This is a genomic window from Salinispora sp. CH2A1_6, from assembly GCF_056820975.1.
In genome coordinates this window covers 46409-70353 of sequence record NZ_JBXEDG010000004.1, presented here as the reverse complement: position 1 = coordinate 70353, position 23945 = coordinate 46409, and the positions used below count along the sequence as shown (strand labels likewise).

Here is a 23945-nt window from a genome sequence, read left to right as displayed (position 1 = left end):
GGGGGTAGTCCGCGGTGCCGACAGCGAGAGGGGAGCACCATGACAACGGTCGAAGAGTTCATGACGACCCGGTTGGTGACGATGGACGGCAACGACACGCTCATTGCGGCCGCCCAGGAGATGCGGGACTGCGCCATCGGTGACGTCGTGGTCACGGATGGTGACGACGTCGTTGGTATCGTAACAGACCGTGACATTACTGTTCGAGCGGTGGCGGAGAACATGGACCCGGCCTCGACCCGGTTGAATGAGATCACCACTCGGGATGTGATCACGGTCAGCCAGCACGACGACGCCGTGGCCGCCGCCGATCTGATGCGGACATACGCGGTGCGTCGGCTGCCGGTGGTCGAGGACGGGCAGCTGATCGGCCTGGTGTCGATGGGGGATCTGGCGGTGGAGCGCGAACCACAGTCGGTGCTCGCGGACATCAGCGCGGACGACCCGAACAACTAGCGCGGCCCGGTCAGGTCTCACCCGATCCGGGCGAGGTTGGCCGCCTCGGATCGGGGGACCCGTGCCCGGAGGCGATGGCACGACGTTGGGGTGGTGCCATGGGTGGCCCAGTCGCGCATACGGACGGGCCGGCGGGAGGTGGGGACCCATGTCGGAAGCGACCACGGCCTTCTTCAAGGATCTCGACCGGCGGGGCTACGAGCCGCTGCTGATGCGGGCCACCGCGACGGTCCGGTTCGACCTGCACGAGGGGGCGCACACGACGCACTGGTTCCTCCGGATCGACCGGGGGCGGTTGCGGGTGAGTCGGGAGGACCTGGAGGCCGACGCGGTCATCGGGCTCAGCCCGGCGCTCTTTGAGGAGTTGGCCGCCGGTCGAGAACACGCCATCGCGGCCAGCCTGCGGGGAGACCTGAGGGTCAGCGGTGATCCACGGCTCTTCGTCCAGGTGGAGCGGCTCTTCCCGGGCGACCCACGCGCGCGTGGACCGCGTCGAGCCTTCGAGCGGGAGGTGCGTTGATGCCGGGTAACACGGTGCGCATCCTCGACGGCAACACCTTCGTGGTCTCCGCGGAGAGTGGGGACATCGAGGCGACGCCGACCGAGCCGACCGGTCTCTTCTCCCTCGACACCCGTTTCCTGTCCACCTGGGTGCTGACGGTCAACGGCGAACGGCTCAACCCGCTCTCCTATGACGACCTGCAGTACTACGAGGCGCGGTTTTTCCTGGTGCCGGGGGCGGCGACGCACTACGTGGACGCCAAGCTCTCGGTCATCCGGGAACGGGCGGTGGGGGGAAGCTTTCGGGAGACGCTCACCATCCTCAATCACGACGAGAATCCGGTCGAGCTGGAGGTCCGGATGGCGGCGGCAGCCGACTTCGCCGACCTGTTCGAGATCAAGGACGACCAGCTGAACAAGAAGGGCGAGCTCTACACCGAGGCCGAGTCGGACCGGCTGCGGTTGGGCTACCGGCGCGGCAACTTCCGGCGCGAAACCACGATCACCTCGTCGGTGCCGGCCCGGTTCGACCAGGGCGGCTTCGCGTACACCATCGATCTGGCAGCGAATGAGCAGTGGGTGGCGGAGATCGACGTCCGGACCCTGACCCTTGGCCCCAGCGGCCGCGACCTGCGCAGGGGCCTGCGTGCGCACGGCGACGAGCGGCTCGCCCTGGAACAGGACCTCAAGGAGTGGATCGCGAACGCTCCCAAGGTCAACAGCGAACGCGAGGATCTGACCGCGACGTACCACCGCTGCCTGGTCGACCTGGCGGCGCTGCGCTTCGTTCCGTTCTCGCTGGGTGGGGCGGCGCTACCGGCCGCCGGCCTGCCGTGGTTCATGACCATGTTCGGCCGGGACAGCATCCTGACCTGCCTGCAGGTACTGCCGTTCACCCCGGAGCTGTCCAAGACGACGCTTCAGATCCTCGCCGCCCTTCAGGGCACCCGGTTCGACGACTTCCGGGAGGAGGATCCGGGCCGGATTCTGCACGAGATGCGGTACGGCGAGACGGCGGCCTTCGAGGAGCAGCCCCACTCGCCGTACTACGGCTCGGTGGACGCCACCCCGCTGTTCATCGTGCTCCTCGACGAGTACGAGCGGTGGAGCGGGGACGCCGAACTGGTGCGGGCGCTGCAGGTCGAGTGTCGGGCTGCGTTGAAATGGATCGATAGCTGCGCCGACCTGGTGGGCAACGGTTACATCTGGTACGAACGACGCAACACCGACACCGGGCTGGAGAATCAGTGCTGGAAGGACTCCTGGGACTCCATCTCCTACCGCGACGGCACCCTGCCACCGTTCCCCCGCGCCACCTGCGAGGTGCAGGGATATGCGTACGACGCGAAGATGCGGGCCGCTCGGCTGGCCCGCGAGTTCTGGGACGACCCGGCCTACGCCGAGCAACTGGAGCGGGAGGCGGCCGACCTCAAGGAACGGTTCAACCGGGAGTGGTGGGTGGCGGACGGTGAGTACTATGCGCTCGCTCTGGACCCGGACGGCCGGCAGTGCGACGTGCTCAGCTCCAACATCGGGCATCTGCTCTGGAGCGGAATCGTCGACGACGAGCGAGCCCCGAGAATCGCCGAACACCTGGTGGGGCCACGGCTCTTCTCCGGCTGGGGGGTGCGGACGCTGGCCAGGGGGGAGGCCCGATACAACCCGATCGGCTATCACAACGGCACCATCTGGCCGTTCGACAACTCGTTCGTCGCCTGGGGCCTGCGCAAGTATGGCTTCACGGAGGAGGCGGCGACGGTCGCCAACGGCATCCTCGACGCCGCCCGCTACTTCGACGGTCGGCTGCCGGAGGCGTTCGGCGGCTACCCACGGGAGCTGACCAAGTTCCCGGTCGAATACCCGACCGCGTGTACGCCCCAGGCCTGGTCCACCGGCGCCCCACTGTTGCTGCTGCGCACGATGCTCGGGCTGGAGCCACACCAGGGCCACCTGGTTGTCGAGCCGCGCCTGCCAGCGGGGATGGGGCGGATCGAGGTGCTGGACATCCCGGGCCGGTGGGGTCGGGTGGACGCGTTCGCCCGCGGCCGGCTCGAACTGCGGCGGCGCGGCGAGTGAGGTGAGCCGGCCCAGCCCGACCTGAGCCGGCCCGGCGAGTGAGGTGAGCCGGCCCAGCCCGACCCCGGGCCGGGGGGGCGGGCGGACGGTGCCAACAACGGGGGCTTCCACCCACCGAGCGGTCACCGAAACCGGGGTAAGGTCGGCGGATGCCGGAACTCGTGTATCCGCCCGTGATCGCCGCCGCCAAGACAATGTTTCGGGTACTCGATCTGAAGATCACCATTGAGGGCGCCCACCACGTACCGCGGACGGGCGGCGCGGTCCTCGCCAGCAACCACGTCAGCTACCTCGACTTCATCTTCTGCGGCCTGGGCGCGCGCGAGTCGAAGCGGCTGGTCCGGTTCATGGCCAAGAAGTCCGTGTTCACGCACCGGATCTCCGGGCCGTTGATGCGGGGCATGCGGCACATCCCGGTCGACCGCCGGGCCGGAACCGGCTCCTTCGTCGAGGCGGTCGCCGCGCTGCGGCGGGGCGAGGTGGTCGGAGTCTTCCCCGAGGCGACGATCAGCCGGTCGTTCACCGTCAAGCAGCTCAAGAGCGGGGCGACCCGGATGGCCCGGGAAGCCGACGTGCCGGTGCTGCCGGTGGCGGTCTGGGGAACCCAGCGGCTGTGGACCAAGGGACGGCCGCGCACCCTCGGCCGGCGGCACACCCCGATCACGATCCTGATCGGGGAGCCGATGAAGCCGGCCGCCTACCCGGACGCGAACGCGATGACCACCGACCTGGCCGAGCGGCTGAGCGCACTGGTCGACCGGAACCAACGGGAGTACCCGGAGCGCCCGGCCGGCCCCGACGACACCTGGTGGCTCCCGGCGCACCTCGGCGGCAGCGCACCCACCCCGGCCGAGGCGGGCGCCCTGGATCGTTCCTGAGCCGCTCACGGGTCTGGATTGCTTCGGAGCGGACCCGCTCACCCGCCCGCCTTCGTGGCCGCGGCGAGCAGGTGACCCCTCGGGGCTGGCCCGGGTGGTCGGCACCGACGGCCTGGGCGGTGGACGTGGGTCGGTCAGCGGCTTCGGTTGAGCTCGTAGTCGGCGAGCACGGCGCCGGAGGGGGTTCCCTCCAGCCGCAGCAGATTCCACTGTCGTAGCTGCTCGCCTCTCTCGCCGAGTAGTCGCCGCCCGGAGCCCAGCACCGCCGGGGCGATGACGAGTCGGAGCTCGTCAACCAGATGGTCCGCCAGGAGGGACTGGGCGAGGCGAATGCTGCCGTGGACGCCGATGTCGCCACCCGGATGCTCCTTGAGCCGGCGAACGAGATCGGTGACCGGGCTCGAGACGACCGTGGTGTTGGCCCACGGCACGGTCGGAGCCGCCGAGCTGATCAGGAACTTCGGCACCTCGTTGATGAAGTCGGCGAAGGGTTGTTCCTCCGCCCTCGGCCAGTACGGCGCCCACTCGTCGTAGGTCCGTCGGCCGAGCAGCACCGTGTCCTGGGCCTTGATCGTGCGGGCGAGATTGGCGTACATCACCTCGTCGAAGTCGAAAATGTAGCGGTCGGGTGCCTCCACCACCCCGTCCATTGACATCAGGGTGTAGAGCACGAGCTTACGCATGCAGATCTCCTCGGCCGTCGTACCGGATGGCTGATTGTCGAGCCCTGGTATGACAAACGGCTCCGGGCCGCGCGGGTGGCGGAGACCGGGGCCGTCACCGGGAGCCGACGTACGGCCGGCGGCTACCGGGGCCTACCGCCGGGTCCGGAGTGGCGGAAGCTCTCTGCGAGGGTGCCGACGAACTGTCGCGGGATGAACGGGAACGTGTCGGTGAGGACGTAGTAGTAGGTACCGTCGGGATACTCGGGCGTGACTCCGTGTCGGCCGTTGGCCGCGTCCAGCACGCCGTGGCCCGCCACGAACTCGAAGTCCTCGCTGTAGGTGCCGTCGTATGCTCCGCCCGGGCCGTCCGGTCGGACACCGGAGCGGAGTCGGTACGAGGAGGTCAACTCGGTGATGCCGGAGGCCGGGTCCGTCGCGTCGGCGTAACCGAGTCCCGCGTAGACGGGGAAGCCGTCGCCGGCCCAGCCGATCAGCGGGGAGTGGCGACTCGCGTCCCGCTGGCCGGCCACTGCCGTGGGTAGCCCGTGGTAGTGGTATGCCCCGGTCGGTTGGACATGCGCGTTGTTGTCATCCAAACCGAGATTCGTCTTGGGGCTGATCGCCTCGACTGTCCAGCCGGAGGCCGGATCGCGTCGGTACCACTCGGCGGCGAGCGGGTCGAAGGGGACACCGTTGATCGCGATGCCGAAGGGTTGCGGCAGGACGAGTGGGGTGGCGCGGCTGGCCCGGGTGCCGTTGCGGGGCAGGTGGAACTCGTATGCCTGGGCCGAGACGGTGTGGGGGTTGTGGGCGTTCGGGAAGCTGCCCCTTGGATGGTTTGGCAGTCCGTTGGCGCGGATGATTCGACTGTCCCCGGTGACCGTCACGTCGATCTGGGTCCCGGTGGCGCTGTCGGCGATCGAGTAGTTGCCCGTCAACTCGGTCGACACCGGGGTGGTCGATGCGTCGATGGAGGTGGCTGACGTCGAGGGGTCGGTGACCCCGGTGACCGTCGTCCGGCCACACGCCGAGACCCCGAGGGCGGCGGCGAGCCCACCGAGCAGGAAGACGCGGCGGGTGGGTCGACCAGAATCGTGTTGAGGAGAAGTCATGCCACTACTGTGGCCGCTGATCTCAGGTGGTGACTGTGTGCGGCCTGTGGGCCAGCTGGAAAACCGGGGAAATGACACCGGTCCGAGGTCGTCGACCAGGCCCTACAGGCCGACTGTCAATCACGATCCTGGCGAAGAGACGCGAATATCTCCGGTTCATCGGTTTGGGCTGCCACCCGAGGCAGGAGCGGTAAGTTGAGAGGCGCTGCGAGCTCGCTCCTGCCCACTGGGTAGGTCAGAAAACGTGAAAGGTTGCGCGCGGTGCGTACCAGAAAGATCTGCCTGGTGGGGATGGGGCCGCGGGGGCTCGCGGTCCTGGAGCGACTGTGTGCCAACCACGACGGTGAGAACAAGTTGGTGCTCCACCTGGTGGATCCCTTTCCGCCGGGGTCAGGAAGAATATGGCGGGAGCAGCAGTCACCCCATCTGTTGATGAACACGGTTACCGCCCAGGTGAGTCAGTTTACCGATGAGAGTGTCAACTGCGCGGGTCCGATCAGGCCGGGTCCGAGTCTGCACGGTTGGATGGACAGCCGTGCCGCCGGGGCGGACCAGGGGCACCGGGGACCGGACGAATACTCCTCGCGGAGATTGTACGGCCGCTATCTGAGATGGGCTTTTGAACGCGTGGTGTCCGGTGCGCCCGACACCGTCCGCGTTAATGTCCACCGCGCCACCGCAGTGGCCTTGGAGGACGGGAGTGACGGTCAGTGCGTCACGCTGGATAACGGGGAGCGCCTGCCGGACATGGACGCCGTGGTGCTGTCGCTCGGTCACCTCGACACGGAACTCACGGGTGATGAGCGTGAGCTGGCGGATTTCGCCGAGAGTCACGGTCTGCGCTACTTCCCGCCCGGAAATCCGGCGGATTTCGACCTGGATGGAATCGATGCCGGGGAGGCGGTCGCCGTCCGGGGGCTCGGGCTTGCCTTCTTCGACGTTCTTGCCCTGGTCACGGAGGGGCGTGGTGGCCGGTTCACACCGCTGGAAAAGGGGTTACGGTATGAACCCTCCGGTCGGGAGCCAGTTCTCTATGCCGGGGCACATCACGGCATTCCGGACTATACCCGGGGGCGGAACCAGAAGGGCGCTGCGGGCAAGCACACCCCCCGGTTCCTGACCGCCAGCGCGGCCCATCGTATTCGTGAAGCTCCAGAATCCACCTTCCGGCAAGACGTGTGGCCCCTGCTGGATGCAGAGGTTCGCATGGTCTACTACGTGGCTCTCGTTACGCAACGTCATGGATCAGCTGCCGCCAGCAAATTCCAGGAAGAGTATCTTGCCGCGCCGGATGACTCCGGGATTCTTCGACGGCACGGCGTGACCGAGTCGGACGAGTGGAGTTGGGAGAACGTCGGCCGGCCCTGGCGTTCGCGTGATTTTCCCGAACGGGCTGACTTCAATCATTGGCTGCTCGATCACCTCCGCAAGGATATCGACCGTGCCAAGGTTGGTAATATTGACGACCCGATAAAGACCGCGCTGGATGTGATACGCGACCTGCACGGGGAGATCCGACTGGCCATCGACCTGTCCGGAGTCACCGGGTCCTCGTATCGCGACGAGGTGGTCCACTGGTTCACGCCGCTGAGCACTCTTTTTTCCGCCGGTCCACCGCCGTTGCGGGTCGAGCAGATGGTGGCGCTCATCGAGTGCGGCTTGCTGCAGGTGGTGGGCCCCGAGCCGGAGATACGAACAGATCCGCAAGGTGGCTGTTTCACCGTACGGTCTACCATGATCCCGGGGCAGCCAACCCGGGCCACGGCACTGATAGAGGCGCGCATTCCCAAGCCAGACCTACCACACAGCGCCAACCCGCTGCTGCGTTCCCTGCTCGATGCCGGCAAGTGCCGACCGTACCGTATTCCAGACGCCAGCGGTGCCTACGAGAGTGGCGGGCTCGACGTCACCCCACGGCCATTTCGGCTGATTGATGCCGCCGGCGTCCCCCATCCGAACCGTTTCGCCTACGGGCCGCCGATCGAGTCGGTTTCCTGGTCGCTGAACGAAACAATCCGGCCTGGCGTTGGGTCCGCGATTCTCGAGAATGCGGACGCAATTGCCCGGGCCGCGCTTTCTTGCTAGCCTCCCGTCACCGTCGAGAAAACCCGGCCCGGTCGGACCTGGACTGGGGATTCTCGTCGCGTTGGGGTCTGCCCTGGGTGAGGGGGTCAGGGCTGCTCGGGGAGCTGCGCGATGTCGGCGGGCCGTGCCCAGGTCCATCATCTCGGTGCCGCACCACTGCGCTCTCGACCATGAGCGGTGGCCCTTAAGCGGATAGGAGAACGCACGTGAGTACTCCACCGACTTTGGACGAAGAGGACGCGCAGGGCCGCAAGACCGGCCTCTGGACCGCCCCGGACCCGCACGGCGGTGTGATGGTGGGCGAGTATGTCGAGGGTGAGCGGCAGGGCACCTGGGGGCACTTCTGCACCGATGGCAGGTTGCGTGCGGAGGGCGGCTTCGACGACGGGACCGTGCACGGTGAGTGGGTGTGGTATCGCTCGTCTGGCGGAATCATGCAGCGGAGCGGATTCGACCACGGACGCAAGCATGGCACGTGGACGAGGTGGAACGCAGCCGGCGAAATGATCGACCGGGGCGACTATGGCGCCGACAAAGGGTCGGTGAGTGGACGACCTTCAACCCGGACGGCACGGTGAAACGCACGGTGACCCACCGCGCCCGCCGCTGAGTGTCGGCATCGCGTGGGGCGGTGAGCTGATTATTTCCAGAGCTGGTGGCGCGTGACAGTGCGGCCTCGGTCACGAGGTGCGGCACCAGGACCAGCGGTACGCCACGAACAGCCTGACAACGCCACTCAGATTGAAGAGGTGCCTGTGCGCCCGGCAGGATTCGAACCTGCGGCCTTGGGATTAGAAGTCCCCTGCTCTATCCGCTGAGCTACGGGCGCGTGCCACGGAACGTCGCCCGAGAAGGGTACCGCCGCGGGCCCGATCGGCGAGGGAGCGGGTGGTGGTGACCGCTCCCGGCGGCAATCAGGCCTGCGGCGCCGGCGACTCTGCCTCGGCGGTCTGGTCGGGCGTCGGTGGTGCCGCCTGCGCTGTTAGGCGGCCGCGGTCGATTCTTTCGGCGCCGAGGAAGCCGTCAGCCCATCGTCCGACCTCCGTCAGGACTCTGTCGCGGACGGTGGGCGCGGAGAGCGTGAGGTCGTGCAGCCCACCGTCCACCCGGAGCAGGGTGACGTGCCGGCCGAGCCGAGGCGCCCAGCGCGCCATGTGCTCCACATCCAGCACCGAGTCGGCGCTGGCGGCCGCCTCCCGCCACTTCAGTCCCTTGAAGCTGCGCGTTGAGGCGGCCACGAGCATCGGTGCCGGGATTTTCAGCCCGGCGCGGAGCTGTTGCTGGCCCCGCCGGATCGCGGCCAGCCAGCCCGCCCGGATCGGGAAGCCGCCGAGTGGCTTCCAGGCGAGGTCGTAGTTCCACTCGCCGCGGTGGGTGGCGTGCAGGCTCTCGCCGTAGACGGTGCTGAGGCCGTTGGCGAGGGTGCGCTTGGGTGACCGGTGGGCGAGGCGGGCGACGGCCGCCGCTCCCGGGCGCCGTAGCGCCCAGGGGAGGTTCAGGTCGAAGAAGGGGCTGTTGAGGAAGAGTCCGTCAACCACACCGGCGTCCCGCCGGGCGTGCGCCCAGAGCGAGATGATCAGGCCACCGGTGGAGTGGCCCATGCCGAGTAGGGTGTCGTGCCCGTCGTTCGATCTGATGATCTTTACGGCGGCGTCCAGCTCCGCGAAGTAGTCACCGAGGTCCAGGCAGAAGTTCGGCGTCTGGTGCGGGAGCAGGCTGCGACCGTACTTGCGCAGGTCCAGGGCGTAAAAGTCCCAGCCCTGGGCGGCGAAGTGATCGGCGACGTGGGTCTGGAAGAAGTAGTCGACATATCCGTGCACGTAGAGCACCGCACGGTGGGTGGGCCGCTCGGCGCGGCGGCGCACCAGGGTCGCCACCACCGGCCCCTCGTCGTCGGTGCCCAGGTCGATTGTGTGCCGCTCGTAGGGCGGCCCCAGCACGTCTGGTTCCACGACTGCGACGGTACGCCGGCCAGCTACCGGACGGTAGCCCTCCTCCCCGGCCATGTGCGGGAGGAGGGCCGGGTACGTCCGAGCTGGTGGTGATGCGGACCGTCAGTCGTCGGGGTCCTGTGCTGCCCTGGGCGGCGGGCCGATGTCGCGCAGGTGCTTGTTGTGCCGGGGCTCCTGTCGGGTCTTCGCGTCGTTGAGGCGGCGGCGCAGGTCGTCCCGGACGTCGTTGAGTGCCGCCTGCAGGTCCTCCTCCGCGGAGGTGGTGACGATCTTCTGCCGGCCGGCGATCCAGCACTCCAGGGTGACCTTCTGGCCCTTCGTCTCCCGGTTCTTGACCGACACCTCCAGCTCGGTGGCGTCGGCGTGGAAGCTGGCGAGCCGGGCATCGAGCATGCCGAAATGGTCGGCGATCCAGGCCCGGTCGCCCTGCGCGAAGCCGGCCCCCATCCGGAGACACTCGTTGACGGTGGCCGGGTTGGTGACCCCGCTCATGACTGCGCCTGGCCGGTGCCGGTGGTGATCGTCATCATGATCACTGACCCCTTCGTCCGGTTACGTTATTTCTGATCTAGGTGTACCTAATTGCTTGCGTTCCGGAACATGGTCAATTCTGCTGCTTGCTCCGCTGCTGTCCCAGGGCCAGAGGCCCCTAGCACACGGGCCTTTGAACAGGTTGTTGTCCACACCCTGCTCCGTTGTCCACAGCTCACCCCCATGCAATGGCAGTGCCGGACGGGGCCGGACAGGCTCAGGTCGAGCAATCGCGATGACAACCTGACCCGGGAGGGACGATGTTTGACACCCACGTCACGGTGATCGGCACTGCGGTGACCGCGCCCGAGTGGCGGCGCACCAACCAGAGCCAGACCCTGGTGGCCAACTTCAAGGTGGCCTCCACCGCGCGCCGACTGGACCGCGAGAGCGGTCGCTGGGTTGACGGCAACAGCCTCCGCCTTCGGGTCAACTGCTGGCGTCGGCTCGCCGAGGGGGTCGTGACCTCGGTGATGGTCGGCGACCCGGTGATCGTCTCGGGGCGGATCCACACCCGGGACTGGACCGACGATGCCGGCAGCCCCCGGACCCACTACGAACTGGAGGCCGTCGCGGTCGGGCACGATCTGTCCCGCGGTCGGGGTCGGTTCCTACGCAACCGACCAGTGGCCGCGACCGGCACCACGGCGGATCCCACAGCCGATCCCACGGTGGACCCCGCAGCGGAGCTACAGGTGCCCGATGCGCAGATCGAGTCGGCATCGGCTGCTCCCGCCGACCAGCAAGCCGACGAGCAAGCCGACCAGCAAGTCGCCGAGGGGGTTGAGCTGCCCGCACTGCCCGACCCCCCACCCGTTGCCGGTGCTGACATGGGTCTCCCGGACGCTCCGATTGCTGACCCGGGCCGGGGCGACGCTGGTTCTGGTCAGACCGACGGGTCCGCCGCCGGGATCCCGCACCCGCCCGCGGAGGCGGCCGACGGAGCCCGCCACGTCGATTCGGCCGGCCAGGGTGCCGAGCCGGCCCCCAGCGGTAGCCGGGTTCGGCGGGGCCGCGGGCGGGTGTCCGCCTGACGTCAACCGGTCTCGGGCGGTGGTTCGTGCCGGCCGGTGAAGCTCTGGTGGGGAAGGGCGCGACGGGGGCGGGGTGCCGGCTGGCGTAGCCGTCACCCCGTGCGTCCACCGGGCGGTCACCCCACACCTGCCGCCAGCGGTCACCCCCGCACGTCCACCGGGCCGCAACCCACCCGGCACCCTTCGTCCGGGTCGCCGCCCGGCTCCGGACACCGCCGAAGGAGCAAGCGAGACGGTCGGGCGGGCCGGGCATGGGGCTCGGCTACGCTGACCGGCCGGAGGTGATGGGCGTTGCGGCAGGCGACGGTAGCGGGGCTCGTCGCGGGATACGCGGTGGACGCGCTGGTCGGTGACCCTCGCCGGTGGCATCCGGTGGCCGGGTTCGGCCGCGCGGCGAGTGCCCTGGAGCGGCGGATCTACCGGCCGGACCGGGCGGCCGGCGCGGCCTACACCGCGCTGTCGGTGGGAGCGCCGGTGGCGCTCGGCGCCGCGGCAATGGTCGCCACCCGAGGGCGCCCCTTGGCGCGGGGCGCGGTCGTGGCTGCCGGCACCTGGGCTGTGCTCGGCGGGCGCACGTTGCGCCGGGAGGCGGCGGTGCTCGGCGCGTCGCTGGCCGATGGTGACCTGCCGTCCGCGCGGCAACGCCTGGGACACCTCTGCGGGCGGGACCCGTCAACGCTGGACGAGCCGGAGCTGGCCCGCGCCGCCGTCGAGTCGGTCGCCGAGAACACCTCCGACGCCGTCGTCGCCCCGCTGCTCTGGGGCGCGGTCGCCGGCCTACCCGGGCTGCTGGGCTACCGGGCGGCGAACACCCTCGACGCGATGGTGGGCCACCGCTCCTCCCGGTACGCGCGTTTCGGCACCCCCGCGGCCCGCCTCGATGACCTGCTCAACTTTGTTCCATCCCGGCTGACCGGGCTGCTGACGGTCGCCGTGGCGCCGTTGGCCCAAGGGGACCGGGATCGGGCCTGGCGGGTCTGGCGCCGGGACCGGAACGACCACCCCAGCCCCAACGCCGGGCAGTGCGAAGCGGCGGTCGCCGGGGCGCTCGGTGTCCGGCTCGGCGGGCGCAACATCTACGCCGGCCGGGTCGAGGTGCGTCCGTTCCTCGGCGACGGCCCACGCCCAGACGCGGGACACCTGCCCCGGGTGGCCCGGATCTCCGCCGCCGTCGGGCTCGCCACGCTCGGGCTTGCCGCGGCGTACCCGCTGACCGTGGGGCGTCTGCTCTCCGCCGCGGGTCGCCGGGCGATGAGCGGCGGCAGCCAACGGGCCCTGCGCGGGTGGCGGCGGTGAGCGGCGGACTGGTGGTCACCGGGACCACCTCGGACGCCGGCAAGAGCGTCCTCACCGCCGGGATCTGCCGCTGGCTGCACCGGCAGGGCGTACGGGTGGCGCCGTTCAAGGCGCAGAACATGTCCAACAACTCGGCAGTCGTGGTCGGGACGGACGGGCGCGGCGGTGAGATCGGACGGGCGCAGGCGATGCAGGCAGCGGCCTGTGGTCTCGCCCCAGAGCTGCGGTTCAACCCGGTGCTGCTCAAACCGGGCAGCGACCGGAGCAGCCAGGTGGTGCTGCTCGGCGAGGCGGTCGACACCCTCACCACCGGGTCGTTCCGGCAGCTTCGACCCCGCCTCGCCGAAACCGCGTACGCGGCCCTGGCTGACCTGCGGGCGGCCTACGACGTGGTGATCTGCGAGGGAGCAGGTAGCCCGGCGGAGATCAACCTACGGGCCGGGGACTACGTCAACATGGGGCTGGCACGGCACGCCGAGCTGCCCGCGATCGTGGTCGGGGACATCGACCGGGGTGGGGTGTTCGCCTCCATGTTCGGCACGGTGGCCCTGCTGGAACCGGCCGATCAGGCGTTGGTCGCCGGCTTCGTCATCAACAAGTTCCGCGGCGATCCGGGCCTGCTGGCGCCGGGCCTGGACATGCTGCACCAGGTCACCGGAAGGCCCACCTACGGGGTGCTGCCCTGGTCGCTCGACCTCTGGCTCGACGCGGAGGACTCGTTGGCGTACGGGCGGGTACTCGGCCGTCCGGCCGCACCCCGCGGCAGCGACTGGCTGGACGTGGCCGTGGTCCGGCTGCCCCGGATCAGCAATGCCACCGACGTCGAAGCGCTCGCCACCGAGCCGGGTGTGCGGGTGCGCCTCACCGTCGAGCCTGCCGAACTCGCCGCCGCCGACCTGGTCGTGCTACCTGGTTCCAAGGCGACGGTGGCGGATTTGGCCTGGCTGCGCCAGACCGGCCTCGCGGATGCCGTGCTCGCCCACGCCGCCGCCGGACGGCCCCTGCTCGGCATCTGCGGAGGCTTCCAGATGCTCGGCCGCCGCATCCACGATCCAGTGGAGAGCGGGGAGGGCAGCGTACCCGGTCTGGGGTTGCTGCCGGTCGAGGTCACCTTCGACCCGAGCAAGACGGTCCGGCAGTCGGCCGGCACCGGGTGGGATGGCGTCCCGGTCCGCGGCTACGAGATTCACCACGGGTACGTCTCGGCCGCCGACCCCGACCTCTCCCCGCTCTTCGCGTATGCCGACGGCACCGGTGAGGGCGCGATCGCCGGGGCGATGTACGGCACCCACTGGCATGGCGCCTTCGAGTCGGACGGGTTCCGCCGTCGCTTCCTGACCGAGGTGGCCCGGCACGCGGGCCGACATGGGTTCCGAGCGGCCCCGGACATCTCCTTCGCCGGCGCCCGCGAACGCTCCCTGGACCTGCTCGGGGACCTGGTCGAGGAGCACCTGGACACGGCCGCACTGTGGCGGCTGATCGAATCCGGTCCGCCGTCGGGCCTGCCGTTCATCCCGCCGGGCGCACCCGCCGGGGACCCGGCCGCCTGACCGGCAGTCGCCTGACCGTGACCCGTCTGACGGTGACCCGGCCGTCTGACGGGGGAGTTGGTCCCAGTGTCACTCGCGGACGTCGGCGGGGCGGTCGGAGATCGGGAGTCCCGCCTCCCGCCAGGCCTGCACCCCTCCGATGATGTCGGTGGCGTGACGTAGGCCCAGCGCGCGTAGGCCCGCCACGGCCAGACTGGAGCTGTAACCCTCCCGACACACCACCACGACCTCCCGGTCGTACCGGGTGGCCTCCGGGATCCGCCAGGTACTGGCCGGGTCCAGCCGCCACTCCAGCACCGCCCGCTCGATGACGATCGCACCGGGCAGCTCACCCTGTTCTACCCGCTGCCGTTCGGTGCGGGTGTCGATCAGCAACGCCCCGGCGCGGATCGCCTCGACGGCCTGGTGCGGGGTCAGCCGGCGCACCCCGGCGCGGGCCTGCTCCAACAGGGCATCAACGCCTGGACTCATCACGCTGTGGGACACCAGCCGATCATGCCGCCCGCGCCCGACGACGCGCGGTCGAACGCCGTCGGCCAGCGGCACGACCGCCCGAACGGGCGACGGACCGAGGTGGCGTGGCTCTGCCGCCCGATACGGTCAGGCCGTGGCGGTAGCGGTGATGGAGTCGTACGCCCGGCTGGCAGAGCGGGTGTGTGCGGCGCCGGCGCGGTTGGGGAAGACCCGGCTGGTGGCTGTGGACGGGCCCAGCGGCGCGGGCAAGAGCTGGTTCACGGCGCGCCTCGCCGATGCGCTCGCCGTCGGGCCCGGCCGGACCCGCCCGGCGGTGATCCACACCGACGACCTGCTCGACGGCTGGGCTGACCAGCTCACCTTCTGGTCCCGGCTGGAGGAGTGGGTGCTGGCGCCGGTGCGGGCGGGGCGGGCGGGGGAGTACCGGCGGTTCAGCTGGGTCCGGCGGTCGTTCCTGCCCCGCCCGGTGCCGGTGCCGGTGTCACCGGTCCTGCTGCTGGAGGGGGTGAGCGCGGCGCGGGCCGCGGTGGCGCCGGAGTTGAGCCTCGCCGTGTTCGTGACCGCCCCGGAGCAGCTGCGGCTCACCCGGGCGGTGACCCGGGACGGCCCGGGGATTCTGCCGGAGCTGCGTCGCTGGCACGTGGGTGAGCGGGTCCACTTCGCCGCCGACGGCACCTGCGGCCGGGCGGACCTGGTGGTGGACGGCGCGCCGGTGTTGCCCCACGACCGCGCCCGGTACTACCTGCGGCGCGGCCGGTCGGTAAGGGCGGCATACGATGCCGGTCATGACAACACCGATCATGTCCGAGCCTGACCTGCGGGCCGCGCTTGAGCGGGAGCTGCCCGGCGTCCGGGCGGACCTCGAGCGTCTTGTCCGGATCCCGAGTATCGCGTTCGACGGCTTCGACCACACCCACGTGGAGCGTTCCGCGGCAGCGGTCGCGGAGCTGCTGCGGGACTGCGGCCTCGAGGTGCGGCTGGCCCGCTCCGGTGGGCAGCCGGCCGTGATCGGGACGAAGGCGGCGCCGCCCGGTGCCCCGACCGTGCTGCTCTACGCCCACCACGACGTGCAGCCGGTCGGCGACCGGTCGCTGTGGGAGTCGGACCCGTTCGAGCCGGTGGAGCGGGACGGCCGCCTCTATGGCCGCGGCGCTGCCGACGACAAGGCGGGCATCATGGCGCACATCGCGGCGCTGCGGGCATTCGGTGACTCGCTGCCGGTGGGCGTCGTGCTGTTCATCGAGGGCGAGGAGGAGTACGGCTCTGACTCGCTGGCGGGGCTGCTCACCGAGTACCGGGACGAGATTGCCTCGGATGTCATCGTGATCGCCGACTCCACCAACTGGGACATCGGCGTGCCGGCACTGACCACGTCGCTGCGTGGAATCGTGAACTGCTTCGTCGAGGTCCGCACGCTGGAGCACGCCGTACACAGCGGCATGTACGGCGGCCCGGTGCCGGACGGACTGACCGCGCTGGCCCGGCTGCTCGCCACCCTGCACGACGACGCCGGGAACGTGGCCGTGGACGGGCTGGTCAGTCGCGGCGGTGCGGCGGTGGACTATCCGGAGGACCGCTTCCGCGCCGAGGCAGGGCTGGCGGAGGGCGTGCAGTTCATCGGCACCGATCGGATCACGGACCGGCTCTGGACCAAGCCGGCCCTGGCGGTACTCGGTATCGACGCGCCGGCCACCGGGGAGGCGCCGAACGCCCTGGTCCCGGCCGCGAAGGCCAAGCTGAGCCTGCGGCTGGCACCGGGTGATGACCCCAAGCGGGCGTACGCGGCGCTTCGCGCGCACCTGAGCAGGCACGCTCCGTGGGGCGCGCAGGTGTCGGTCACCCTGGAGCACGATGGCGACCCGAGCCACATTGACGCCTCCGGCCCGATGTTCGACGCGGCCCGCTCCGCGTTCCGTACCGCCTGGGACGGCACGGACCCGGTGGATATCGGGGTCGGCGGTTCGATCCCGTTCATCGCCACGTTCCAGGAGATGTTCCCGCAGGCGGCGATCCTGGTGACGGGCGTGGAAGATCCGTACGCCCAGGCACACGGCCCGAACGAGAGCCTGCACCTGGGGGAGTTCGCCCGGGTGTGCCTGGCCGAGGCGCTGTTGCTGCGTAACGTCGCCACGGCTGGGCGGGAATGAGCTCCAGCAGGACCTAGCTCCCAGCAGGGCTGATCCCCTGCTGGGTTGGCCCTGGGTGCCTCCAGGTCGTGTCCAGCGGCGCTCGGCGTTCCAAGCGGGTCTGCGGGCGGACGCGCCGGCGGTGGGTGGTCGCCCCGCAGGCGCGTCCCAGCCGTCCCGAGTGTCGGAACCATAACGTCCTGGTCTGGCTGGGCGTTTCCGGCGTGTCGGTCACCCGGGTGGTATAGCCTTCGTACATGAGTACGAACGAGGTGATGGCCCGCCTGGAGGCCGCCGTCAGTGCTTTGGGGGACGTTGACGTCTCCGCGTGGTCCGATGAGTCACTCAAAGAACGGCTCGGTCAGCTCTCTGCCGCGCTGGTCGCACTCGATTCGACGCTCGCCCGGGTCGCTGACGGGGTGCGCGCCCGGGGACTGCGCATCGAGGAGCCCGTCTCGGTCTGACGCCGGGCTGCGCCGCCCGCCAGTGGTGCCGGTGTGGCGGCGCGGACGCCGTAGGCAATGCTCAGGTGGAGGCTGCTTCGGCCGTCCGGTCGGTGGGACGTTCGCGCGCCGCTCCGGACCGTCGCTGGGCCTCTCGCCGGGCGAAGTAGCCGAAGCCCAGCAGCGTCATCCCGGCGAAGATCCACCACTGCACGACGTACCCGTAGTTCTGCCAGTTGTTCGTGTAGCCGACCGGGACCGGCTTGAAGGTCGAATCGGCGGTCGGGACTTGCTGATCGAGCAGCACATAGCCGCCGTAGATCGGGTACGGCAGCTCCCCGGCCAGCTGGGACAGGCTGACGCGGCGGGTCTCCAGTTTGCCGTCGCGGCGGGTGACCGGGAGCGAACCGCCCTCACCGGGACGGATCCGGCCGGTCACCGTGACTGTGCCGGCGGGGGCCGCGGGCACAGTCGGGTGGACGGTGGCGTCACCGCCCGACGCGGGCGGAACCCAGCCTCGGTTGACCAACATGGCCGTGCCATCGGTCAGCAGCAGTGGGGTCAGTACCTCGAAGCCGACCGTGCGGTCCAGTGAGCGCCCCCGGACCAGGATCACGTTCGCGGTGTCGTACCGCCCGGTGACGTTGACCTTCGTCCAGGTTCGTTCGGTGGTGGGGCCGGGCCCGACGGTGCCGGTGTTCCCGGTCGGGGCGGCTATCGCCTCGGACAGTGGTACCGGGTCCATCCGCTGGCCGGCGTCAATCCGTTCGTTGATCGCGGTGCGGTCGTGGTAGCGCGCCAGTTGCCAGTCGGCGAGTAACACCATGATCGCCGCCGCGACCAGGGTCAGCGCGAGCGCGCCCAGCCAGCGTGGCGTCAACAGGAACCGGTACACGGCCATGAGGTTACCCGTAGCCGTAGCGGGTTGATCGGTGCGACCACCGGTGGTCTCCACCCCGGTCCGGGTCGGCACCCCAGGTCAGCCGACAATCGCGTCTGAGGGAGGTGTGAAGTCGCGAGTCGGTTTGTCCTCAAGCGCGTCGCGCAGGGTGTTCGCGACCGCGTGGATGGGAATCTGCGACTGACCGTCACCGACGGCGTTGAAGGGGTTGTCCGGGTCGGAGATGAAGCTGGCCGCGGCCAGCTCGGGCGTGAATCCGACGAACCAGGCCGACCGGGTGCTGTCGGTGGTACCGGTCTTGCCGGCCACCGGACGGCCCACGGTGCCCCGGACGCTGTCCGCCGTTGACCAGCCGCCGCAGCCACCTCGGGCCGGGGAGTCGCCGGTGGGGCACCGGGCGGCGTCGGTGGCGGCCCGGGCGGCGTCGGCGCTGACCACCTGGCGACAGCGGGGCTTGGCGACCTCCCGCTCGATCCCGCCCGCCGTCCGGTAGATCGCCGGTGTGCCGTCCCGGTCGTAGATCGCCTGCACCGGGATCGCCTCGCAGTAGCGGCCCTCGGCGGCGACGGCACCGTAGGCGTTCGCCATCTCCAGCGGGGTGGCGTCCGAGACCCCCAGGGTGAAGGCGCCCCAGGTCTTCGCGTTCGCCGGAGCGGCGTGATGTCGGTCCACATCGGTGCGCCAGCGTAGCCCCAGTTGTTCGGCGAGGCGTACCGCCCGGTCTGCCCCGACCTGCTCCTCAAGCCAGACGAAGTACGTGTTGACCGATTTACCGAAGCCGGACCACATGGTCTGCATTCCGGACATGGCGCCGCTCGCGTTCGACGGAGCCCAGCCGTTGTAGACCTCCGATCGGTACCGGTACGGCGCGTTGAAGGAGGTGTTCAGGGTCATACCCGAGTCGAGGGCGGCGAGCAGCGGGAACATCTTGAAGGTTGATCCCGCCTGGTAGCCGGGGAGGTCACCACCGCCGAGCAGGGGTGCGACCGTGTTCGGGTAGTTGGCCTTGACCTTCGGGCCGGCCTCCGGGTTGGAGCTGAGCGGATTCCCGTCCAGGTTCAGGGAATACGTCCGGTTCACCGCCATCGCCTTGAGCCGCCCGGTGCCGGGCTCCGTGACCACGATGCCGTTGGCGTACGGGCTGCCGGTTCTCCCCTTCGTGCCGACGTTCTTCTCCGCCGCCTCCTGAATCTTCGGGTCCACGCTGAGCACGATCCGGTACCCGCCCCGACGCAGCTTGTCCATCCGCTCCAGGCGGTTCTCGCCGAACGCGGGCTGTGCACTCCACCAGTTCTTCACGTAGTCGCAGATGAATCCCCAGCTGTTCCACTCCTGGGGCACCGACGCGCAGTCGTTGGACGGGTAGCTCAGGGTCAGCTCGATCGGTTCGGACTTGGTGCTGGCGGCGGCGTCCGGTGAGAGGTATCCGAGGTCGGTCATCCGGTCCAGGATGTAGTTGCGGCGGGCGGTCGCCTCCTTCTGGTCGGAGCTGGCCGGGTCGAACCGGGATGGCGACTTGACCAGTCCGGCGAGGGTGGCGGCCTCGACCACAGAGAGGTCCTTCGGGGTCTTGGAGAAGTAGATCTCGCTGGCGGCGTAGATGCCGTAGGCGCGATGCCCGAAGTATGCGGAGTTGAGGTATCGCTCCAGGATCTGCTCCTTGGTCAGCTCCTTCTCCAGGTCCATGGCCAGCCGCATCTCCCGGATCTTGCGCAGGCTGGTCTGCTGGGTCGCCTCCTGTACCTCCTTCGGGGTGGTGGCGCTGTCCCGCAGGGCCATCCGGACGTACTGCATCGTGATGGTGGAGGCGCCCTGGGAGATGCCGTTGGAGCGGGCGTTGGCCACGAAGGCGCGGGCGATGCCCTTGGGGTCGACGCCGCTGTGCTGGTAGAAGCGGGCATCCTCGGCGGCGATGATGGCGTGCTGGACGTTGGGCGACACATCGCCGAGCTTTGTGTACTGCCGGTACTCCTCGTAGAACATCGTCAGGACGGTCTTGCCGTCCGGCGCGTACAGGTACGAGGTCTCGGCTGGTAGGGCCGTTTTGAGGATCTTGGTTTTGTGTTCCATCGCGTGCGCCGTGACCTTGGCGCCGAGGCCGGCTGCGGCGGCGATCGGGTAGGCCAGGGCGGCGATGATGATGCCGGCGATGAGCCCGGCGCGGAGAAGTGGGACGAGACGACCGGCGGCAGCAAGGGGACGGTTGCTCACAGGGCCAAGTTATGACATTTCCGATTCGTACTAGAGAAATATTCATTAACCCGTCGTTCGTGACGCGGCCCACGTCGCGATGCGCTGTGCCACGCGCCCCCTTCCCGGCAGGATCGCGGTCATGCGTACGCAGTTGAGCAGGGGAGGGGCCGCGCCGTCGGACACCCTGCCGGGCAGTCCGGCGGGCAGTCCGGCGGCGCCCGAACCCGATCTTGGGCACCATGGAGATGCCGAGGCCGTACCCGGTCTGGTCGACCTCGCGGTGAACGTGCGCCAGGCTCCGATGCCGGACTGGCTGGCCGACCCGATCACCGCTGCCCTCGGTGACCTGGGCCGGTACCCGGACTCCGCTGCGGCGCGGGCCGCCGTCGCCGCCCGGCACGGTCGCCCACCGGCGCAGGTGCTGCTCACCGCCGGTGCGGCCGAGGGCTTCGTGCTGATCGCCCAGGCGCTGCGCGGGATCCGCCGTCCGGTGGTGGTGCACCCGCAGTTCACCGAGGCGGAGGCGGCGCTGCGTGCGGCCGGACACCCGGTCGAGCGGGTGCTGCTCGACCCCGACGACGGATTCCGGCTTGACCCCGCAGAGGTGCCGGCCGATGCCGACCTGGTCCTGGTCGGTAACCCGACGAACCCGACCTCGGTGCTGCACCCGGCCGCCGACCTGGCCGCGCTCGCCCGGCCCGGCCGGGTGCTCGTGGTGGACGAGGCGTTCGCCGACACCACCCTCGCGCCCGGAGTCGCTGGCGAGCCGGAGTCGCTTGCTGCCCGGTCCGACCTGCCCGGCCTGCTGGTGGTGCGGAGCCTCACCAAGACGTGGGGGCTGGCCGGGCTGCGCGTCGGCTACCTGCTCGGTGCAGCGGACCTGTTGGACCGCCTGGCCGCCGTACAACCGCTGTGGCCGGTCTCCACCCCGGCCCTCGCTGCCGCGGCGGCCTGCGCCGGTCCCGAGGCGGTGCGAGCTGAGCGCCAGATCGCGGCCGACCTCGCCACCAACCGTGCCCACCTCCTCGCCCGCCTGGCGGCCCTACCCGGGGTACGCGTCGTCGGCCGGCCAGCGAGCGCCTTCGTCCTCGTCCACCACCCGGGCGCCGACGCGGTACGCCGTACCCTGCGTGATCGAGGCTGGGCAGTACGCCGCGGCGACACCTTCCCCGGGCTGGGCCCGGACTGGCTGCGGATCGCGGTCCGCGATCCGGCGACGACCGACGCGTTTACCACCGTGCTGGCCGAGATTCTGGAGGGATGATGCTGGAGACGACGAGGGCGGCGATCGCACCGCTCGACGAGCAGGCGATGGCTGCCGCCGCGGACCTGCAGCGCCGGCTGACCAAACCCGCGGGCTCCCTCGGGGTGCTGGAAGACCTCTCCCTTCGCCTCGCCGGCCTGGCCGGCGCCTGCCCACCGCCGCTACCCGAGCCGGCCGCGGTGGCCATCTTCGCCGGCGACCACGGGGTGCACGCCCAGGGCGTGACGCCCTGGCCGCAGGAGGTCACCGGGCAGATGATCGGCAACTTCCTTGCCGGCGGGGCGGTGGTCAACGCCTTCGCCCGGCAGGCCGGCGCCGCGGTCACCGTCGTCGACGTCGGGGTCGCCACGCCCCCAACACCCAGTGCGGCCGTACCCCCCGGTCCGGCCCCGGCCGGCGACGCCGGACCCCGGTTGGTCGAGGCGAACGTCCGGCGCGGCACCCGGGATCTGGCCGTCACCGCCGCCCTCACCCGGGATGAGGCCCGGGCTGCGGTGGAGACGGGCATTCGGGTCGCCGGTGAACTCGTCGATGCCGGAGCCGCCATCCTGCTCACCGGGGATATGGGTATTGGCAACACCACGCCGGCGGCCGCGTTGATCGCGGTCTTCGCCGAGGCCGACCCCGCCGTGGTGACCGGCCGGGGCACCGGAGTGGACGATCCGACGCACCAGCGCAAGATCGAGGTGGTCCGGGCGGCGCTGCGCCGGCATCAGCCGGACCCGACGGACCCGCTGGGCGTGCTGGCCGCGGTCGGCGGCCTGGAACACGCCGCCCTCACCGGGTTGATCCTGGGCGCCGCCGCCCGCCGGGTGCCGGTGCTGCTCGACGGCGTCATCGCCGACTCGGCTGCGCTGGCCGCCGCGGCCTTCGCCCCGGCCGCCACCGGCGCGATGGTGGCCGGCCACCGCTCGGTCGAGCCGGGAGCCACGGTGGCACTGCGCCGACTGGGGCTGACCCCCCTGGTCGACCTCGGGCTGCGCCTCGGTGAGGGCACCGGGGCGCTGCTGGCCCTACCGGTGGTCGCAGGGGCCGTCCGCGTGCTGCACGAGGTCGCCACCTTCGACTCGGCGGGGGTGGCGCAGAAATGAGTGCACTGCCCATCCGACCGGACGGGACGGCGGCGTGAGCGGCAACCCGTACCCGCTCGGTCTGCGGCTGGCCGGCCGGCGGGTGGTCGTGGTCGGTGGCGGAGTCGTGGCCACCCGCCGGGTGCCCGCGTTGCTCGACGCGGGCGCGGATGTCCTTCTGGTAGCGCCGGAGCTGACCCCGGCGCTTCGCGCCCACGCCGACGCCGGGCGGCTGCGCTGGCAGCGGCGGCGGTTCGCCACGGACGACCTCGACGATGCCTGGCTGGTGCAGGTCGCAGTCGATGACCCGAGCGCCGCCGCCGCGATCAGCGCGGTGGCCGACGAGCGGCGGATCTTCTGTGTTCGGGCCGATGATCGCGCCGCCGCCACCGCGTGGACGCCGGCGGTTACCCGGCAGGGCCCGGTGACGGTGGCGGTTCTCAGCGGCGGTGACCCCCGTCGATCGATGGCCGTCCGGGACGTCGTCCGGGATCTGCTCGCCGCCGGGCCGGGTCGGGTGGCCCCGCCGCCGGCCGATGCCGATGCCGATGCCGGCGAGGCCGCGGGGCCGGTGCACCCCACCCGCCGCGGTGGGCACGTCGCCCTGGTCGGCGCGGGACCGGGTGACCCAGAGTTGATCACTGTCAAGGGGCGGCGGCTGCTCACCGAGGCGGAGGTGGTGGTCACCGACCGGCTCGTGCCCGGGCTGCTCCTGGACGAGCTGGGCCCCGAGGTGGAACTGGTGGACGCGACCAAGATTCCCTACGGGCCGGCCCGCACCCAGGAGGAGATCAACCGGATCTTGGTGGACCGGGCCCTGGCCGGCAAGGCCGTGGTCCGGCTCAAGGGGGGCGACCCGTACGTCTTCGGTCGCGGTGGCGAGGAGCTGCTGGCCTGCGCCGGGGCGGGCGTACCGGTGACGGTGGTACCCGGAGTGACCAGCGCCATCGCCGCCGCGGCCAGCGCCGGCGTCCCGGTTACCCACCGGGCGGTCGCACACGAGTTCACCGTGGTCTCCGGGCACGTTCCGCCGGACTCGTCCGCCTCCATGGCGCGGTGGGAGCACCTCGCCGGGCTGCGTGGCACGTTGGTGATTCTGATGGGACTGAAGAATCTGGCGGCGATCTCCGCGACGCTGGTCTCCCACGGTCGCCCGGCCCAGACCCCGGCCGCGGTCGTGCAGGAGGGCACGACCGGCGCTCAGCGTACGATCCGCTCGACGCTCGGCGTGGTGGCGGCCGACGTGGCTGCGGCGAACATCCGCCCCCCGGCGGTCGTGGTCGTGGGCGACGTGGTCGGGGCGCTGGACTCCTGAGGGCGGCCGGACGTTCGGCGTGG

Annotated in this window: 21 protein-coding genes, 1 tRNA gene and 1 pseudogene; 15 read left to right on the top strand and 8 right to left on the bottom strand. The window is 70.5% G+C overall.

The genetic code is table 11. The annotated features are described in order from the left end of the window. Positions 1-39: 39 nt before the first annotated feature. The 4 genes from AC1UKG_RS11030 to AC1UKG_RS11015 all read left to right on the top strand — a co-directional run bounded on the left by AC1UKG_RS11030 (position 40) and on the right by AC1UKG_RS11015 (position 3911). A complete protein-coding gene (locus tag AC1UKG_RS11030; protein ID WP_018814741.1) occupies positions 40-456 on the top strand; it encodes a CBS domain-containing protein in 417 nt (138 codons plus the stop codon). A 148-nt stretch (positions 457-604) separates the two neighbouring features. Beyond that, on the top strand, positions 605-976 hold the full coding sequence (locus AC1UKG_RS11025) for an SCP2 sterol-binding domain-containing protein (protein WP_018732752.1): 372 nt from the start codon (positions 605-607) through the stop codon (positions 974-976). Then, entirely contained in the window at positions 976-3033 is a 2058-nt protein-coding gene (locus tag AC1UKG_RS11020; RefSeq protein ID WP_018745282.1) for a glycogen debranching N-terminal domain-containing protein, read from the top strand. The genes AC1UKG_RS11025 and AC1UKG_RS11020 overlap by 1 nt, the downstream gene beginning before the upstream one ends. Positions 3034-3182: 149 nt before the next feature. Beyond that, a complete protein-coding gene (locus AC1UKG_RS11015; RefSeq protein WP_018745281.1) occupies positions 3183-3911 on the top strand; it encodes a lysophospholipid acyltransferase family protein in 729 nt (242 codons plus the stop codon). Between the two features lie 134 nt (positions 3912-4045). On the opposite strand, the gene AC1UKG_RS11010 is transcribed toward AC1UKG_RS11015, so the two are convergent. Both AC1UKG_RS11010 and AC1UKG_RS11005 read right to left on the bottom strand, forming a co-directional pair. Beyond that, positions 4046-4594: a dihydrofolate reductase family protein gene (locus tag AC1UKG_RS11010; RefSeq protein ID WP_482642345.1), complete on the bottom strand. Its 549-nt coding sequence runs from the start codon at positions 4592-4594 to the stop codon at positions 4046-4048. A gap of 122 nt (positions 4595-4716) precedes the next feature. Continuing rightward, positions 4717-5688, bottom strand: coding sequence for a YHYH protein (locus tag AC1UKG_RS11005; RefSeq protein ID WP_018814738.1), 972 nt, complete (start codon positions 5686-5688; stop codon positions 4717-4719). A gap of 291 nt (positions 5689-5979) precedes the next feature. On the opposite strand from AC1UKG_RS11005, the gene AC1UKG_RS11000 reads away from it, so the two are divergent. After that, entirely contained in the window at positions 5980-7773 is a 1794-nt protein-coding gene (locus AC1UKG_RS11000; protein WP_482642419.1) for an FAD/NAD(P)-binding protein, read from the top strand. Between the two features lie 206 nt (positions 7774-7979). Next, positions 7980-8383, top strand: a pseudogene (locus tag AC1UKG_RS10995) (toxin-antitoxin system YwqK family antitoxin). 146 nt (positions 8384-8529) lie between these two features. On the opposite strand, the gene AC1UKG_RS10990 reads toward AC1UKG_RS10995, so the two are convergent. From AC1UKG_RS10990 to AC1UKG_RS10980, 3 genes are all read right to left on the bottom strand, one after another. Continuing rightward, positions 8530-8602 (bottom strand) — tRNA-Arg (locus tag AC1UKG_RS10990). A gap of 85 nt (positions 8603-8687) precedes the next feature. Beyond that, the gene (locus tag AC1UKG_RS10985) at positions 8688-9725 is read right to left on the bottom strand and encodes an alpha/beta hydrolase (RefSeq protein ID WP_026271568.1); all 1038 of its coding nucleotides are present in this window, start codon (positions 9723-9725) and stop codon (positions 8688-8690) included. Positions 9726-9827: 102 nt separating this feature from the next. Next, positions 9828-10217 carry an HPF/RaiA family ribosome-associated protein gene (locus tag AC1UKG_RS10980; protein ID WP_018814733.1) on the bottom strand — a complete coding sequence of 130 codons (390 nt, stop codon included), beginning with the start codon at positions 10215-10217 and terminating at the stop codon, positions 9828-9830. A gap of 299 nt (positions 10218-10516) precedes the next feature. On the opposite strand from AC1UKG_RS10980, the gene AC1UKG_RS10975 reads away from it, so the two are divergent. The 3 genes from AC1UKG_RS10975 (at position 10517) to AC1UKG_RS10965 (ending at position 14136) form a co-directional block, all read left to right on the top strand. Continuing rightward, a complete protein-coding gene (locus AC1UKG_RS10975) occupies positions 10517-11290 on the top strand; it encodes a single-stranded DNA-binding protein (RefSeq protein WP_482642344.1) in 774 nt (257 codons plus the stop codon). Positions 11291-11581: 291 nt separating this feature from the next. Beyond that, positions 11582-12586 (top strand): cobalamin biosynthesis protein, encoded by a 1005-nt coding sequence (locus tag AC1UKG_RS10970; RefSeq protein ID WP_018814731.1) that lies wholly within the window; start codon positions 11582-11584, stop codon positions 12584-12586. After that, entirely contained in the window at positions 12583-14136 is a 1554-nt protein-coding gene (locus AC1UKG_RS10965) for a cobyric acid synthase (protein ID WP_482642343.1), read from the top strand. The genes AC1UKG_RS10970 and AC1UKG_RS10965 overlap by 4 nt, the downstream gene beginning before the upstream one ends. 69 nt (positions 14137-14205) lie before the next feature. On the opposite strand, the gene AC1UKG_RS10960 is transcribed toward AC1UKG_RS10965, so the two are convergent. Beyond that, complete coding sequence (locus AC1UKG_RS10960; protein ID WP_018745269.1) at positions 14206-14682, bottom strand: rhodanese-like domain-containing protein; 477 nt, start codon at positions 14680-14682, stop codon at positions 14206-14208. A 61-nt stretch (positions 14683-14743) separates the two neighbouring features. Between AC1UKG_RS10960 and AC1UKG_RS10955 the strand changes: the two genes are divergently transcribed. The 3 genes from AC1UKG_RS10955 (at position 14744) to AC1UKG_RS10945 (ending at position 17200) form a co-directional block, all read left to right on the top strand. Next, on the top strand, positions 14744-15424 hold the full coding sequence (locus AC1UKG_RS10955) for a uridine kinase family protein (RefSeq protein WP_482642342.1): 681 nt from the start codon (positions 14744-14746) through the stop codon (positions 15422-15424). Then, on the top strand, positions 15411-16757 hold the full coding sequence (locus AC1UKG_RS10950) for a M20/M25/M40 family metallo-hydrolase (RefSeq protein WP_482642418.1): 1347 nt from the start codon (positions 15411-15413) through the stop codon (positions 16755-16757). The genes AC1UKG_RS10955 and AC1UKG_RS10950 overlap by 14 nt, the downstream gene beginning before the upstream one ends. A 236-nt stretch (positions 16758-16993) precedes the next feature. Then, positions 16994-17200, top strand: a complete 207-nt coding sequence (locus AC1UKG_RS10945; RefSeq protein WP_018745266.1) for a hypothetical protein — start codon at positions 16994-16996, stop codon at positions 17198-17200. 61 nt (positions 17201-17261) lie between these two features. Here AC1UKG_RS10945 and AC1UKG_RS10940 read toward each other — a convergent pair whose 3' ends face one another. Together AC1UKG_RS10940 and AC1UKG_RS10935 are read right to left on the bottom strand one after the other, a co-directional pair. Next, positions 17262-18080 carry an SURF1 family cytochrome oxidase biogenesis protein gene (locus tag AC1UKG_RS10940; protein ID WP_482642341.1) on the bottom strand — a complete coding sequence of 273 codons (819 nt, stop codon included), beginning with the start codon at positions 18078-18080 and terminating at the stop codon, positions 17262-17264. Positions 18081-18158: 78 nt separating this feature from the next. Beyond that, positions 18159-20291: a transglycosylase domain-containing protein gene (locus AC1UKG_RS10935; RefSeq protein WP_018814726.1), complete on the bottom strand. Its 2133-nt coding sequence runs from the start codon at positions 20289-20291 to the stop codon at positions 18159-18161. Positions 20292-20412: 121 nt separating this feature from the next. Here AC1UKG_RS10935 and cobC point away from each other — a divergent pair, with 121 nt between their 5' ends. From cobC to cobA, 3 genes are read left to right on the top strand one after another with little or no spacing between them, the layout of a single operon-like run. Further along, complete coding sequence (gene cobC / locus AC1UKG_RS10930) at positions 20413-21537, top strand: Rv2231c family histidinol phosphate aminotransferase CobC (RefSeq protein WP_018814725.1); 1125 nt, start codon at positions 20413-20415, stop codon at positions 21535-21537. Then, positions 21537-22628 (top strand): nicotinate-nucleotide--dimethylbenzimidazole phosphoribosyltransferase, encoded by a 1092-nt coding sequence (cobT, locus tag AC1UKG_RS10925; protein WP_018745262.1) that lies wholly within the window; start codon positions 21537-21539, stop codon positions 22626-22628. The genes cobC and cobT overlap by 1 nt, the downstream gene beginning before the upstream one ends. 34 nt (positions 22629-22662) lie before the next feature. Continuing rightward, positions 22663-23922, top strand: a complete 1260-nt coding sequence (gene cobA, locus AC1UKG_RS10920) for a uroporphyrinogen-III C-methyltransferase (protein ID WP_018814724.1) — start codon at positions 22663-22665, stop codon at positions 23920-23922. Positions 23923-23945 lie beyond the last annotated feature (23 nt).

Bases quoted from the DNA above. Each gene is read 5' to 3' on its own strand.
- AC1UKG_RS10945 (WP_018745266.1), top strand. From the start codon at position 16,994: ATGAGTACGAACGAGGTGATGGCCCGCCTGGAGGCCGCCGTCAGTGCT.
- AC1UKG_RS11000 (WP_482642419.1), top strand. From the start codon at position 5,980: ATGGGGCCGCGGGGGCTCGCGGTCCTGGAGCGACTGTGTGCCAACCAC.
- AC1UKG_RS11010 (WP_482642345.1), bottom strand. From the start codon at position 4,594: ATGCGTAAGCTCGTGCTCTACACCCTGATGTCAATGGACGGGGTGGTG.
- AC1UKG_RS10950 (WP_482642418.1), top strand. From the start codon at position 15,411: ATGTCCGAGCCTGACCTGCGGGCCGCGCTTGAGCGGGAGCTGCCCGGC.
- AC1UKG_RS10980 (WP_018814733.1), bottom strand. From the start codon at position 10,217: ATGAGCGGGGTCACCAACCCGGCCACCGTCAACGAGTGTCTCCGGATG.
- AC1UKG_RS11005 (WP_018814738.1), bottom strand. From the start codon at position 5,688: ATGACTTCTCCTCAACACGATTCTGGTCGACCCACCCGCCGCGTCTTC.
- AC1UKG_RS10940 (WP_482642341.1), bottom strand. From the start codon at position 18,080: ATGGCCGTGTACCGGTTCCTGTTGACGCCACGCTGGCTGGGCGCGCTC.
- cobC (WP_018814725.1), top strand. From the start codon at position 20,413: ATGCGTACGCAGTTGAGCAGGGGAGGGGCCGCGCCGTCGGACACCCTG.
- AC1UKG_RS10975 (WP_482642344.1), top strand. From the start codon at position 10,517: ATGTTTGACACCCACGTCACGGTGATCGGCACTGCGGTGACCGCGCCC.
- AC1UKG_RS11025 (WP_018732752.1), top strand. From the start codon at position 605: ATGTCGGAAGCGACCACGGCCTTCTTCAAGGATCTCGACCGGCGGGGC.
- AC1UKG_RS11030 (WP_018814741.1), top strand. From the start codon at position 40: ATGACAACGGTCGAAGAGTTCATGACGACCCGGTTGGTGACGATGGAC.
- AC1UKG_RS11015 (WP_018745281.1), top strand. From the start codon at position 3,183: ATGCCGGAACTCGTGTATCCGCCCGTGATCGCCGCCGCCAAGACAATG.
- AC1UKG_RS11020 (WP_018745282.1), top strand. From the start codon at position 976: ATGCCGGGTAACACGGTGCGCATCCTCGACGGCAACACCTTCGTGGTC.
- cobT (WP_018745262.1), top strand. From the start codon at position 21,537: ATGCTGGAGACGACGAGGGCGGCGATCGCACCGCTCGACGAGCAGGCG.